10 protein-coding genes are annotated in these 12,869 nt (G+C 73.5%); 6 read left to right on the top strand and 4 right to left on the bottom strand.

All coding sequences use genetic code 11. From position 1 onward, the window contains the following. Both NJ376_RS21640 and NJ376_RS21635 read right to left on the bottom strand, forming a co-directional pair. The coding region (locus tag NJ376_RS21640) for a hypothetical protein (protein WP_252955366.1) at window positions 1-194 on the bottom strand (194 nt) is incomplete at its 3' end. Further along, on the bottom strand, window positions 191-1,075 hold the full coding sequence (locus tag NJ376_RS21635) for a S1C family serine protease (protein ID WP_252955365.1): 885 nt from the start codon (window positions 1,073-1,075) through the stop codon (window positions 191-193). The genes NJ376_RS21635 and NJ376_RS21640, both read right to left, overlap by 4 nt. Window positions 1,076-1,295: 220 nt before the next feature. On the opposite strand from NJ376_RS21635, the gene NJ376_RS21630 reads away from it, so the two are divergent. Further along, entirely contained in the window at window positions 1,296-1,865 is a 570-nt protein-coding gene (locus NJ376_RS21630; RefSeq protein ID WP_252955364.1) for an HD domain-containing protein, read from the top strand. A 215-nt stretch (window positions 1,866-2,080) separates the two neighbouring features. Further along, window positions 2,081-3,721 carry a long-chain-fatty-acid--CoA ligase gene (locus NJ376_RS21625; protein WP_252955363.1) on the top strand — a complete coding sequence of 547 codons (1,641 nt, stop codon included), beginning with the start codon at window positions 2,081-2,083 and terminating at the stop codon, window positions 3,719-3,721. 275 nt (window positions 3,722-3,996) lie between these two features. Here NJ376_RS21625 and nikR read toward each other — a convergent pair whose 3' ends face one another. After that, on the bottom strand, window positions 3,997-4,449 hold the full coding sequence (gene nikR / locus NJ376_RS21620) for a nickel-responsive transcriptional regulator NikR (RefSeq protein WP_252955362.1): 453 nt from the start codon (window positions 4,447-4,449) through the stop codon (window positions 3,997-3,999). Window positions 4,450-4,542: 93 nt separating this feature from the next. Between nikR and NJ376_RS21615 the strand changes: the two genes are divergently transcribed. After that, the gene (locus NJ376_RS21615; RefSeq protein WP_252955361.1) at window positions 4,543-6,570 is read left to right on the top strand and encodes a TonB-dependent receptor; all 2,028 of its coding nucleotides are present in this window, start codon (window positions 4,543-4,545) and stop codon (window positions 6,568-6,570) included. A 261-nt stretch (window positions 6,571-6,831) separates the two neighbouring features. Here the strand turns inward: NJ376_RS21615 and purD are convergent, their stop codons facing one another. Further along, on the bottom strand, window positions 6,832-8,100 hold the full coding sequence (gene purD, locus NJ376_RS21610; protein ID WP_252955360.1) for a phosphoribosylamine--glycine ligase: 1,269 nt from the start codon (window positions 8,098-8,100) through the stop codon (window positions 6,832-6,834). A gap of 214 nt (window positions 8,101-8,314) precedes the next feature. Here purD and xseA point away from each other — a divergent pair, with 214 nt between their 5' ends. From xseA to NJ376_RS21595, 3 genes are all read left to right on the top strand, one after another. Then, window positions 8,315-9,784, top strand: coding sequence for an exodeoxyribonuclease VII large subunit (gene xseA / locus NJ376_RS21605; RefSeq protein ID WP_252955359.1), 1,470 nt, complete (start codon window positions 8,315-8,317; stop codon window positions 9,782-9,784). Next, on the top strand, window positions 9,781-10,587 hold the full coding sequence (locus NJ376_RS21600) for a M23 family metallopeptidase (RefSeq protein ID WP_252955358.1): 807 nt from the start codon (window positions 9,781-9,783) through the stop codon (window positions 10,585-10,587). The genes xseA and NJ376_RS21600 overlap by 4 nt, the downstream gene beginning before the upstream one ends. 313 nt (window positions 10,588-10,900) lie before the next feature. Next, window positions 10,901-12,850 (top strand): sensor domain-containing diguanylate cyclase, encoded by a 1,950-nt coding sequence (locus tag NJ376_RS21595; protein ID WP_252955357.1) that lies wholly within the window; start codon window positions 10,901-10,903, stop codon window positions 12,848-12,850. Window positions 12,851-12,869: the final 19 nt, after the last annotated feature.

Here is a 12,869-nt window from a genome sequence, read left to right as displayed (position 1 = left end):
GGCGGCGCGCCGGGGCTGCCGGCCTCGGCCAGCACCACATCGGCGGTGGCTGCCGCCTCGGGCTCCACCAACCGCAGCCCGGGCTGGCCGGCGAGGCGGTCCGCCAGCGCGGGGTCCGGCGGGTCCAGCGCCACCAGCAGCGGGGCGGCCGGGTGGCGCGGCGCGGTCCTCGGCCGGTCCAGCGTCGCGATCATGCCGCGGCCCTCGCCCGGATGGTGACGCGCGCCTGGCGCTTCTGCCCACCGCGCAGCAGGTCCAGCACCACGGTGCGGCCGACGCTCTCCGGGTCCAGCCGCGCCAGCATCTCCCGCACCGAAGCGAGGGGGGCGCCGTCCCAGGCGAGCAGCACGTCGCCGAGCAGGATCCCCGCCTCCCCGGCCGGGCTGCGGGGATCGACGCCGACGGTGATCAGGCCGCGGCCGGGCGCTTCCTCCAGCCGCACCGGCTGCAGGGCAAGGCCGAGATAGCCGCGCGGGATGCGACCCTCCGCTGCCAGCAGGGCGGCAACGCGGCTGACGGTCTCCACCGGCACCACCAGGGCGCGGCGGCGGGGGCCGGGAACGGCCATGCCGAGCAGCCGCCCCTCATGGTCCAGCACCGCGCCGCCCTCGGCCATGGGGTCGAGCTTCAGGTCGAGACGGATGCGGCGTTCCAGCCGGCCGCCGCGCAGCGAGCGCCAGGGGCCGCCGAGTTCCGCGACCATGGCCTGGGCGGCGACCGGGCCGTATTCGCCGCGGCCGACGGCAAGGACGAGGTGGCCGGGCTCCAGCCCCTCCGCCGGGGCGAGGTCCAGCGGGGCCGGGCGGCCGGTCTCGGCGCGCAGCAGGGCGAGGTCGGTGCCAGGGTCGCGGCCGGCGAGGCTGGCGGGGATCTGGCGGCCATCCGGCAGGGTGACGGCCAGGTCGTCGTCGCGCTCCAGCGCCTCCTCCGCCGTCACCACCTGGCCCTCGGCCCAGAGGAGGCCGGAGCGGGCGCGGCCATCCCGGCCATGCACCAGGCAGCAGCGGGCGGCGGCCGCGGCGGTGAAGGCGGCGAGCTGGCGGGAGAGGGCGGCGAAGGGGGTGAGCTCTTGCATGGTGCGGCTCCCTATCTGGGTAGCAGATGCGGCGCTGGCGAGGGGGGTGCCATTGCCCGGATGGGCGGGGTGGCCCGCGGGGGGGGCTGCCCCCGTTGGCGGCAGCGCCGCCAACCCCAGCGGGGGAGGGGAGGACCCTCCCCGGACCCCGGTGTGAGTCTGCTGGTTCGGCCTGCCGCCCCTTCCCCACGGACCCTACGCCAGGGAGAATGCGCGCCGCATGGAAACGCCCCACCCGCCGCTCGCCGCCGTGCTGCGCGCCGCCATCTTCGCCGCCCGGGTCCACGCCACCCACACCCGCAAGGGCGCGGCGGCGGAGCCCTATGTGAACCATGTGCTGGAGGTGGCGGCGCTGCTGGCCGAGCATGGCGCGCCGGAGGTGGCGGTGATCGCCGGCCTGCTGCACGACACGGTGGAGGACAGCAGCGACGACCCGGAGCCGGTGACGCTGGCGGCGCTGGCCGCCGAATTCGGCGAGGCGGTGGCCGCGATCGTCGCCGAGGTCACCGACGACAAGAGCCTGCCGAAGGAGGTGCGCAAGGCGCTGCAGGTGAAGCACGCGCCGCAGGCCTCCGCATCGGCGAAGCAGCTCAAGCTGGCGGACAAGATCTCCAACCTGCGGGCCATGATCGCCAGCCCGCCGCGGGCCTGGGAGCATGCGCGGCGCGTCGAGTATGTCGGCTGGGCGGGGCGCGTGGCGGTGGGGCTGCGCGGCTGCAATCCGGGGCTGGAGGCGCTGTTCGACGCCACCTATCGCGAGGCCATGGCAAGGCTGGCGGAGGAGGCATAATTCCCCGCGACGTTGCTGCGCAACGCCGCGGGGGCCCCGGGGGCCGCCGTTCTCTCCAGGCGTCGCACAGCCTGGCGCGGCAAAGCCGCGCCAGGGCAACGGGCGGCGGGGGGCGTGCTGCCCGGCGGCCGGCCTGCCCTTGCCGTGGCGTGCGTCCAACCCCGATAGTGAGTCGCAACGCCCGCCACGGGCGAGACGACGGGGAGACGACCGAGATGCTGGGGCTGATGCAGGACCGCCCGCTGCTGATTTCCGCCCTGCTGGAGCATGCGGCGCGCAACCATGGCGGGTCGAAGATCGTCTCCGCCCGGGCGGATGGCAGCCTGGACCGGCATAGCTGGCCGCAGATCGCCGCCCGCGCCGCCCGGCTGGCCCATGCGCTGGCCAAGCGCGGCGTGCAGCGGGGGGAGCGCATCGCGACGCTCGCCTGGAACGGGCACCACCACCTGGAATGCTATTACGGCGTCTCCGGCATGGGCGCCGTGCTGCACACGGTCAATCCGCGGCTCTTCCCCGGGCAGATCGGCTACATCCTGGCGGATGCGGCGGATACGCACCTCTTCGTCGATCCCACCCTGGTGGCGGGGGCGGAAGCGCTGGCGGACAGGCTGCCGGCGAGCCTGAAGACCATCGTCATCATGGGGGATGCCGGCGACATCCCCGCCGAATGCAAGCTGCGCGGCCGCTTCGAGGTGCTGAGCCAGGAGGAGCTGATCGCCGGCGAGCCGGACAGCTTCCCCTGGCCGGATCTGGACGAGCGGTCGGCGTCCTCGCTCTGCTACACCTCCGGCACCACGGGAGAGCCGAAGGGGGTGCTCTACTCCCACCGCTCCACCGTGCTGCATGCCATCAGCACGCTGCAGCGGGACTGCTTCAACATCGGCGCGACCGATGTGGTGATGCCGGTGGTGCCGATGTTCCATGTGAATGGCTGGGGCATCCCCTATTCCGCCGCCGTCGCCGGGGCCTCCCTGGTGCTGCCGGGGATGAAGCTGGACCCGGCGAGCCTCTTCCGGCTGTTCGAGGCGGAGGGCGTGACCTTCTCCGCCGGCGTGCCGACCATCTGGACCGCGCTGCTGCAATGGCTGCGGGCCGATCCGTCCCGCCGCTTCGCGCGGCCGCCGCGGCTGGTGGTGGGCGGCACGGCGCTGCCGACCGCGATCAATGCCGGCTTCCTGAAGGAATACGGCGTCGAGATCCTGCATGCCTGGGGGATGACGGAGACCAGCCCGCTCGGCACCACCAATGCGCGGAAGCCGGAGAATGCGGCGTGGGATGCGGACCGCTTCCTCGACTATTCGCGGAAGCAGGGGCGGGCGCTGTTCGGCGTGGAGATCCGGGTGCGGGACGGCGAGGGCCGGGAGATCCCGCATGACGGCGTCGCCTTCGGCGAGCTGGAGGTGCGTGGCCCCTGGGTGGCGAGCGCCTATTTCAACCGGCCAGGCGACCCGGCGCATACCGCGGATGGCTGGTTCCGCACCGGCGATGTGGTGACGGTGGATGCGCTGGGCTGCATGGAGATCGTCGACCGCGCCAAGGACGTGATCAAGTCCGGCGGGGAGTGGATCAGCTCCATCACGCTGGAGAACCTCATCATGGGGCATCCGGCGGTGGCGGAGGCGGCGGTGATCCCGGTGCGCCACCGCAAATGGGATGAGCGGCCGCTGCTGCTGGTGCAGCCGAAGCCGGGCATGACGCCGAGCGCCGAGGAGATCCTGGCCTTCTACGAGGGCAAGGTGGCGAAGTGGTGGATCCCGGACGCGGTGGAGTTCGTGGAGAGCCTGCCGCATACCGCGACCGGCAAGCTGTGGAAGGCGGAGCTGAAGCAGAGCTACAAGGACCGGGTGATCGGGTAGTGATGGGGCGGCGCCCTCCGGCCTAGGGCGGAGGTGCCTTCCAAGCGCCTTCGACACCCACGGGTTCCCCGCGAAGCTTGCTTCGCGGGGTGTGGGCGAAGGCGGCAATTGGCGAGGGCCATGGGGCTGGCTTGGGGTGCGTTCGACGGAGTCGAGCGCGCAGGGCGTGCCCGGACACTGGAGCAGATCGCGTTCAGATGGAATCATCTGAACGCGTGAAGATGCTCTAGGCCGTCCTCTAGGATGGCGCCTGTCGCCGCCCCGCCGCGGCCGGGTCAAGCCGAGATATGCATGTGGCGGTGTGCGCCCGCGCCATGGTCGTGCCGCGCCTCCTCCACCCGCGCCGGCACCAGGTGCAGCGCGTGATGCCGCACGCCGCGCTGGCTCGTCATCTCATCCGCGAAGCGCCGCACCGCGCCGGAGGCGCCGCGCAGTACCGCCACCTCCAGGCAGGCCGCGTGGTCCAGATGCACGTGCAGGCTGGCGATGCTGAGGTCGTGATGCGCGTGCTGCGCCTGGGCCAGGCGCCGCGGCAGATCCCGCACGCCGTGGTCGTACACATAGCTCAGCGTGGCGATGCAGGGCGTCTCCGGCGCCGCCTCCCGCGCCGCCGCCTGGCGCAGCAGGTCGCGCATCGCCTCCGACCGGCTGGCATAGCCATGCCGCGCCACCAGCGCATCCACCGTCGCCAGCAGCTCCTCCTCGATGGTGATGGTGATGCGTTCCATGCCTGCCCCCTGCCCGCCCCGCCATCCTGCCCGGGGGATTGCACCGCCGCAATGCGCGTGTGATCTATTCGAGAAATCGTATGAGGATCGGGCATGCGTGGAATTGGCTGGGCCGGGCTGCTGGCAATTGTCTCCGCCCAGGCCCTGGCCCAGACCGCCACCCTGCCGCCGATCGAGGTCTCCGCCCCCGCCCAGCCGCCCGCCGCGGCCAGCGAGCGGGAGCTGACGCGGGAGGAGCTGGCGGCCCGCCCCATCGCCCGGATCGGCGAGGTGCTGGAGGCGACGCCCGGCCTCATCGTCACCCAGCACAGCGGGGAGGGAAAGGCGAACCAGTATTTCCTCCGCGGCTTCAACCTGGACCACGGCACCGACCTCGCCATCACCGTGGATGGCATGCCGGTGAACATGCGCACCCATGGCCATGGCCAGGGCTATGCGGATCTGAACTTCCTCATCCCGGAGCTGCTGGGCGGGATGCGGGTGCGGAAGGGCCCCTACTTCGCCGATGCGGGGGATTTCGCCACTGCGGGAGTGCTGAACCTCGGCCTGGTGGAGAGCCTGGACCGCGCCCTGGTGCAGGCGACGGTGGGCAGCTTCGGCTACTGGCGGGGCCTTGCCGCCGGCTCCACGCCGCTCGGCGCCGGCATGCTGACCGGGGCGGTGGACGCCACCGCCTATGACGGCCCCTGGTGCCGCGGCGATGCGCTGGCGCGCTTCAACGGGCTGCTGCGTTTCGTCCAGGGCAGCGCGGAGGAGGGGTTCAGCCTGACCGGCATGGCCCATTCCGGCCGCTGGCGGTCCACGGACCAGGTGCCGGCCCGCGCCGTCTCCGCGGGCCTCATCTCCCGCTTCGGCACGCTGGACCCGAGCGATGGCGGCAAGGCGGAGCGCTTCAGCCTCTCCGGAAGCTGGGCCAGCACGGGCGAGTACGGCACGACGAGCGTGAGCGCCTATGCCATCCGCTCCACCCTGTCGCTCTACAACAATTTCACCTATTTCCTCGACGACCCGGCGGATGGCGACCAGTTCAACCAGCGCGACCGCCGCTGGGTCTGGGGCGGGGAGCTGGCGCATCGCCTGCCCTGGCAGGCCTTCGGCCGGGCGGCGGAGACGCGCTTCGGCCTGCAGGCGCGGTTCGACGACATTCGCCTCGGCCTCTTCCGCAGCGCCGCCCGCGCCCTGCTGGCGCCGGTGCGGGAGGATCATGTCAGCCAACAGAGCCTCGGGCTGTTCGCCGAGACCACGGTGCGGCCGACGCCCTGGCTGCGCGCCACGGCTGGGCTGCGCGGCGACTGGATGGGCGGGCGCGTGCGCAGCGATGCGGCAGAGAATTCCGGCAGCGCGGGGGAATGGATCTTCAGCCCGAAGGGCGGGCTGGTGCTCGGCCCCTGGTGGGACACGGAATTCTTCCTGAACGCCGGCATGGGCTTCCACAGCAACGATTTGCGCGGCGCCACCATCCGGGTGGACCCGACGGACCGGCTGACGCCGCTTTCCCGCGTGCCGCTGCTGGTGCGGGCCAAGGGGGCGGAGATCGGCGTGGCGAGCCGGGCCATCCCCGGGCTGGAGACGCGGCTGGCGGTCTTCGTGCTGACCCTGGGCTCGGAGATCCTCTTCGTCGGCGATGCCGGCACCACGGAAGCCGGGCGGCCCAGCCGGCGGATCGGGGTGGAGTGGAGCAATGACTGGCGCCCACTGCCCTGGCTGGGGCTGGAGGCCGACATCGCCGTGACCCGCGCCCGCTTCACCGATGCGCCAGGACTAGGGCGGCATGTGCCGGGCGCGCCGAACTTCGTCGCCAGCGCCGGGGTGACGGTGGATGAGGGCCTCGGCTGGTTCGGCGCGCTGCGCCTGCGCTGGTTCGGCGCGCGGCCGCTGAACGAGGAGAACACCGCCCGCTCCCGCGACACCGCGCTGGTGAATGCGCGGGCGGGCTACCGCTTCGAGAACGGCGTGCAGGCGGTGCTGGATGTGTTCAACCTGTTCGACAGCAAGGCCAGCCAGATCGATTACTGGTACGCTTCCCGCCTGCCCGGCGAGCCGGCGGAGGGCGTGGCGGACCGGCATTTCCACCCGGCGGAGCCGCTGGCGGTGCGCTTCACCCTGGCGGCGCAGTTCTAGCAGGCTGCTGAGAAGCGCCGTCACCGCCGCAACCGAGGCCGAAGGGAATCGGCAGGCGGCGTGCCGCGCGCCTCTGCGGCGCGAGACGAGTCAAGGTTGCAGCGGAGAAGGCGGGCTTTTCGGTAGACTGCCAGGCGCGCTCGCTGGACCTCGCGCCGCCTGGTGCCCTGGCGCGGCTTTGCCGCGACAGGCTGTGCGAAGCATCGGGCAGCAGGCGCCTCCGGGGCCCCCGCGGCGGTGCGCAGCAACGTCGTGGGGAGATCAGAGCGCGCGGTGCGCGATGTCCCGCCGGCAGAAGCCTTCCGGCCAGTCGATGGCGTCCACCGCCCGGTAGGCGGCGTCCCGCGCCGCCTGCAGCGTCTCCGCGATGGCGGTGATGCCGAGCACGCGGCCGCCATTCGCCACCACCGCGCCATCCGCGCGGCGCGTCGTTCCGGCGTGGAACACCTGCACGCCCTCCACCGCCGCCGCGCGGTCCAGCCCGCGGATCTCGGTGCCCTTGGCATAGGCGCCGGGATAGCCGCGCGCCGCCATCACCACGGTGAGGCTCGGCCGCGCATCCCAGCGCAGGTCGAAGCGCGCCAGCTCGCCATCGCAGGCCGCCAGCAGCGCGGAGAGCAAATCCGATTTCAGCCGCACCATCAGCGCCTGGCATTCCGGGTCGCCGAAGCGGACATTGAACTCGATCAGCTTCGGGCCATCCGCCGTGATCATCAGCCCGGCGAAGAGCACGCCGCGGAAGGGGGTGCCGCGCCGCGCCATCTCCGCCAGCACCGGCTGGACGATGCGGGCCATCACCTCGTCGCGCAGGGCATCGGTGAAGACCGGCGGCGGGGAATAGGCACCCATGCCGCCGGTGTTCGGGCCGGTATCGCCATCCCCCACCCGCTTGTGGTCCTGCGCGGCGCCGAGGGGCAGCGCCGTCACCCCGTCGCAGAGGGCGAAGAAGGAGACTTCCTGGCCGATCAGGCATTCCTCGATCAGCACGGTCGCGCCGGCCGCGCCATGGATGCGGGATTCCATGATGTCGGCGATGGCCGCCTCGGCCTCCGCCACCGTCGCCGCCACCACCACGCCCTTGCCGGCGGCGAGGCCATCCGCCTTCACCACGATGGGGGCGCCCTGGGCGCGGACATAGGCGCGGGCGGCCTCGGCCTCGGTGAAGCGGGCCCAGCGCGCGCCGGGGGCGTCGGCGGCATCCGCCACCTCGCGGGTGAAGGCCTTGCTGCCCTCCAGCCGCGCCGCCGCCTGGCTGGGGCCGAAGCATTTGAGGCCGGCGGCGGCGCAGGCATCGGCGAGGCCAAGCGTCAGCGGCGCCTCGGGCCCCGCCACCACCAGGTCCACGGCATTGTCCTTGGCGAAGGCGATCAGCGCGGCGATGTCCTCGGCGCCGATGGCGACGCATTCCGCCACCTCGGCAATGCCGGCATTGCCGGGGGCGCACCAAAGCTTCGTCAGCAGGGGCGAGGCCGCCAGGGCCCAGCACAACGCATGCTCGCGGCCACCGCCGCCGACTACCAGAACCTTCATCGTCACTTCCCGTGTGCCGAGAGGGGGCGCTGCCCCCTCTCGGGCTCTCCCCCGCCAAAGGCCGAAGGGCCTTTGGAAACCATGAGTTCGGGCTTCGCAGGTCCAACCCGCAGACTCAAGGGTTCCAAGGGCCTTTCGGCCCTTGGCGGGTGGGGGTTTGGGGGAGGGCAGCGCCCTCCCTCAACACCCGGCCGGGCTAGCATATACTCCGCCCATGGACACCACCCCGCCCCGCGCGAACATTCCCGAATTCGCCGTCTCCGAAATCGCCGGCGCCATCCGCCGCACGCTGGAGGGCGCCTTCGGCCGCGTCCGCATCCGCGGCGAGATCACCGAGTGCAAGCGCTACCCCTCCGGCCATGTCTATCTCTCCCTGAAGGATGAGAACGCCAAGCTGGAAGCGGTGATCTGGAAGACCTCCGTCCCCCGTCTCTCCCTGCAGCCGGAGAACGGGGTGGAGGTGATCGCCACCGGCCGCATCACCACCTATGCGGATCGTTCCAAATATCAGCTCGTCATCGACCGGCTGGAATATGCCGGGGCCGGCGCGCTGCTGGCGCGGATCGAGGCGCTCCGGGCGAAGCTGCTGGCGGAGGGGCTGTTCGCGCCGGAGCGCAAGCGCCCCCTGCCCTTGCTGCCGCGCATCATCGGCGTGGTGAGCAGCGAGCGCGGCGCGGTGATCCAGGACATCCGCACCACCATCGCCCGGCGCTTCCCGCGGCGGATCATCCTCTGGCCGGTGCAGGTGCAGGGGGCGGCGGCGGCGGAGCAGGTGGCGGCCGCCATCCGCGGCTTCGGCGCCCTGCCACCGGGCGGTCCCGTGCCGCGGCCGGATGTGCTGATCGTTGCGCGCGGCGGCGGCAGCCTCGAGGACCTCATGGCCTTCAACGAGGAGATCGTGGTCCGCGCCGCGGCGGAGAGCCCGATCCCCCTCATCAGCGCCGTGGGGCATGAGACGGACACCACGCTGATCGACTTCGCCGCCGATCGTCGCGCCCCGACGCCGACGGCCGCTGCGGAAATGGCCATCCCGGCGCGGGCCGACCTGCTGGCGGACCTGGCGCAGAAGGAGGCGCGGCTGCGCCAGGCCGGCCGCGCCGTGACGGAGCGCGCCCGCCGGCGGCTGATCGTGGCGGAACGTGGCCTGCCGGACCTGCCCGGCATCCTCGGCAGGCTGCGGCAGCGGCTGGAGGACCGGGCGGAGCGGCTGGCCGCCTGCTGGCCGGTGATGCTGGAGCGCAAGCGCGCCGCGCTGCACCGCGTCGCCCAGCGCCTGCCGCATCCGCGGGAACAGGTGGCGGCGAAGCGGGCGGCGCTCTCCCTGCTGGCGGCGCGGAAGCACGCCGCCTGGCAGCGCGGCCTGGCGCGGCGGCAGGCGGCGCCGGCGCTGGCGCGCTTCTCCGCGACGCCGGTGCTGGCCCTGCTGCGGGAGAAGCGGGCGCGGCTGGAGGGGCTGTCCGCCCGGCTCGCCAGCGTCTCCTACCAGGCGGTGCTGGCGCGGGGCTTCGCCCTGGTGCAGGACGCCGATGGGACGCCGCTGCCGAACGCCGCCGCCGTGGCACCGGGCGCACGGCTGAACATCGTCTTCGCCGATGGCGCGGTGGGGGCGACGGCCGATGGCGTGGCCGCACCCAAACCCGCGCGCCGGAAGAAGGACGCGCCGGAACAGGGGGCGCTGCTGTGATCCGCCGCGCGCTGCTGGCCCTGCCGGCGCTCGCCCTGGCCCGCCCGGCCGCGGCCGCGCTTTCCCTGCCCGCCGCGGCGCTGGCCCAGGGCGGCTTCGTCACCGGCCGGGTGCCGCCGGGCACCGCCCTGGCGCTGGAGGGAAAGCCGCTGCGCATCGGCCCGCGCGGCGAATTCGTCTTCGGCTTCGGCCGCGACCATGGCCCGCACGCCATGCTGAGCGTGACGCCGCCCGGCGGCCGCCCCGCCCGGCAGCGCCTGGCCGTCGCCCGCCGTCCATGGAACATCCAGCGGCTGCAGGGCCTGCCCGGCGCCATGGTGACGCCGCCGCCCGAGACCATGGAGCGCATCGTGCGGGAGCGCGAGACGCTGGCCGCCCTGCGCCGGACGGACAGCGCCACGCCCTGGTTCGCCGCCGGCTTCCGCTGGCCCGCCCAGGGCCGGATCAGCGGCGTCTATGGCAGCCAGCGCATCCTGAACGGGGAGCCGCGGGCGCCGCATCTCGGCCTCGACATCGCGGTGCCGGCCGGCACGGTGCTCCACGCCGCCGCGGCCGGGGAGGTGTTGCTGGCCGAGGAGCTCTACTTCACCGGCCTCACCACCATCCTCGACCACGGGCACGGGGTGCAGACGCTCTACGCCCATATGTCGCGGCTGGACCTGGCGCCCGGGCAGCGGGTGGCGGCGGGGGAGCCGGTCGGCCTCTCCGGCGCGACCGGGCGGGTGACCGGGCCGCATCTGCATTTCGGCCTCACCTGGTTCGCCACCTGGCTGGACCCGCAGCGGGTGCTGCCGGCAGGCTGAGGCCCGGCGCCCGGGCGCTTCGGGACCTGAGCAATATCCGATCAGGTGGAATCCACCTGATCGGAGGCCTGGCTTCGGAAACACAAGATCTGGAGCAGTTTGTCTCCGACCTGATGGATCACGGCGTGATCCATCAGGGCGGCGGCTGCTCCAGCGCCTGCGCCCTGGCGATGGCGTTCCGGCCCGCTCCGAAATGAGATGCGCCCGGCTTGCCGGATTCCGCGAGACAAGACCTGGGCAACACGCTTAAGAGGCGATCCTGGGAATGCGGCCGATCCTGGGACACATGACGAGCAGAGCCGCGCAGAACGCCATGCCGACCCGCGGAGATCCCGGCAGATCCGGCAGCGCGGCAAGACAGGAGGCGGGGCCCGGGGCGCCGGCGGCCCTGCCGGAAGCGGCGGGGCGGAACTTCCGGCTGCTGCTGCTCTGCCTGGGTCTGGCGGCGCTGCTCACCCTGCTGCTGGCGGCCGACCTCTTCGCGGACCGCCGCGACCTCTGGCACCGGGCGACGGATTCGGCGCGGCAGCTCAGCCTGCTGCTCGGCCAGGAGGTCGAGCACGCCGTCACCGGGCTCGACCGGGCCCTGCGCCTGGCCGCGGCGCGGCAGGCCGCGCCGGGGACCGGCGCCCTGCCGCCCGCCCTGCGGCGCGCCCTGCTGTTCGATCAGGCCATGGCGCTGGAGGATGTGCGGCTGGTGCTGCTGCTGGATGCGGAGGGCGCCATCCGCCTCGCCTCGCGCGAGCCCGCCGGGCTGCCGCCGGGCGGGACGGCGGCCGGCTACCTGCCGCCGCCCTGCAGCCGGCCCTGGGAGGGGCTGTGGATCAGCCCGCCGCTGCCGGGCCCGGGGGGGCGGGAGGTGGTGGCGCTCGGCCGCGCCCTGTCCGGCGCCGATGGCCGCTTTGCCGGGGCGGTGGTCGGGCTGCTGGACCTCGGCGCGCTCCGCCAGCGTCTCGAGGCGGCGCTGCAGGCCGCCGGGGGCGACTACGCCCTCGGCCTCCACCGCCGGGACGGCATCCGGCTGCTCGGCGCCGGCCAGGCGGGCCCGCCGGAACCGGAGGCGGGGATCGCCGGGCTGTTCCGCGAGGCGGCCGGGCAGCCCCAGGGCGCCTTCGTCGCGCCCGCCCCGGAGGGCGGCCTGCGCGCCCATGCCCGGGCCGGCGACTGGCCGCTGCTGCTGAGCGTGACGCGCAGCGCCGCCGATATCGAGGCGGCATGGCGCCCCCACGCCATCGCCATGGGGCTGACGACGGCGGGGCTGTTCCTCATCCTTCTCCCCCCCATCCTGCTGCTGCAGCGGGAGGTGGTGCGGCGCCGCGCGGCGGAGCAGGAGGCGCGGCGCAGCAGCGATGAATTTCGGCTGCTGATGGAGCATGGCGGCGACCTGGTCTCCCGCATCGGGCCGGACCGCATCCGCCGTTACGTCTCCCCCGCCTGCCGCCGCATCCTGGGCTACGAGCCGGAGGAGCTGACCGGCCGGGCGCCGCGCGACCTCACCCATCCGGACGACAGGCAGCAGATGCTGGACACCGTCGGCCCGGTCTATGCCGGGGAGCAGGAGACGGCGACGGCGGCCTATCGCCTCCGCCGCCGGGACGGCAGCTGGGTCTGGCTGGAGGCCACGATACGGACGGTGCGGGACCCGGTGACGGGGGCGCTGGACGGCATCGTCGCCATCGCGCGGGACGTGACGGAGCGCAAGCGGCTGGAGGTGGAGCTCGCCCGCATCGTCACCGAGGATTCGCTGACCGGCCTGGCCAACCGCCGCGCCTTCGATGCCGGCCTCACGCGGGAACTGGGCCGCTGCGCGGCGCTCGGCCAGCCGCTGGCCGTGCTGCTGATCGATGTGGATCATTTCAAGCTCTACAACGACCATTGCGGCCATCCGCGGGGCGATGCCTGCCTGCGGCGGGTGGCAGCGGCGATCGGCGCGGCGGCGGCGCGGCCGGGGGAGCTGGCGGCGCGCTATGGCGGGGAGGAGTTCATCCTGCTGCTGCCCGGGCTGTCCCTGGAGAAGGCGGAGCCGCGGGCGGAGGCGCTGCGGGCGGCGGTGGAGGCGCTGGCCGTGCCGCATCCCGGCATTGGCGGGCGGGTCGGGGTGGTGACCATCAGCATCGGCCTCGCCTCCATCGTGCCGGAGCCGGGCCGGGAGGAGGAGGCGGGGGAGAAGCTGATCCTGCGGGCGGATCACTGCCTGTACGAGGCGAAGCGGCGCGGGCGGAATTGCGTCATCGCCTTCGGCTCCCCTGGCGTCGTCGCCTGATACCCGGCCCGGAAAGTCC

Source organism: Siccirubricoccus soli, assembly GCF_024178315.1.
GTDB classification, from domain to species: domain Bacteria; phylum Pseudomonadota; class Alphaproteobacteria; order Acetobacterales; family Acetobacteraceae; genus Siccirubricoccus; species Siccirubricoccus soli.
The sequence above is the reverse complement of the archived record's forward strand: the minus strand, read 5'-3'. Positions and strand labels throughout refer to the sequence as shown.

Excerpts from the sequence above, each read along its gene's own strand:
- purD (WP_252955360.1), bottom strand. The coding sequence starts at position 8,100 with ATGAAGGTTCTGGTAGTCGGCGGCGGTGGCCGCGAGCATGCGTTGTGC.
- NJ376_RS21625 (WP_252955363.1), top strand. The coding sequence starts at position 2,081 with ATGCTGGGGCTGATGCAGGACCGCCCGCTGCTGATTTCCGCCCTGCTG.
- NJ376_RS21630 (WP_252955364.1), top strand. The coding sequence starts at position 1,296 with ATGGAAACGCCCCACCCGCCGCTCGCCGCCGTGCTGCGCGCCGCCATC.
- nikR (WP_252955362.1), bottom strand. The coding sequence starts at position 4,449 with ATGGAACGCATCACCATCACCATCGAGGAGGAGCTGCTGGCGACGGTG.
- NJ376_RS21635 (WP_252955365.1), bottom strand. The coding sequence starts at position 1,075 with ATGCAAGAGCTCACCCCCTTCGCCGCCCTCTCCCGCCAGCTCGCCGCC.
- NJ376_RS21595 (WP_252955357.1), top strand. The coding sequence starts at position 10,901 with ATGCCGACCCGCGGAGATCCCGGCAGATCCGGCAGCGCGGCAAGACAG.
- xseA (WP_252955359.1), top strand. The coding sequence starts at position 8,315 with ATGGACACCACCCCGCCCCGCGCGAACATTCCCGAATTCGCCGTCTCC.
- NJ376_RS21615 (WP_252955361.1), top strand. The coding sequence starts at position 4,543 with ATGCGTGGAATTGGCTGGGCCGGGCTGCTGGCAATTGTCTCCGCCCAG.